Genomic DNA, 312 nt, shown 5'->3' with positions numbered 1-312 from the left:
GGTCTTGGCGAACACCCCGACCTGCATCAGACCGCTCCCGCCACGCCGGCGAGCTCGACGCGTTCGCCGCTTTCGGCCGAGCGGGCGATCGCCACCATGGCGCGGATCGAGGCAAGCCCATCCTCGACGGTGGCGCCACGCTGCGGCTTGCCGTCGAGCACGGTGTCGGCCAGGCCCTCGAGCTGGCGGCGGAAGAAGTGGCCGTCGGCGCCGAGCGGCTTGCGCGACGTCGCATCCTTCTCGTGGAAGATGTCGACCTCGCTGGCGCGGAAGTACCAGGGATTGAAGGTCTTCGCGATCACCGAGCCGTTC

At 69.6% G+C, this 312-nt stretch carries 1 pseudogene; it reads right to left on the bottom strand.

The window, feature by feature from the left end:
* Positions 1-26: 26 nt before the first annotated feature.
* Positions 27-312: pseudogene (locus EN874_RS32945) on the bottom strand (gfo/Idh/MocA family oxidoreductase); the annotation flags it as partial.

The sequence above is a fragment of the Mesorhizobium sp. M1D.F.Ca.ET.231.01.1.1 genome (assembly GCF_003999155.2).
GTDB lineage: Bacteria > Pseudomonadota > Alphaproteobacteria > Rhizobiales > Rhizobiaceae > Mesorhizobium.
Note: the sequence above shows the minus strand (reverse complement) of the source record. Positions and strands in the feature narration are given on the sequence as shown.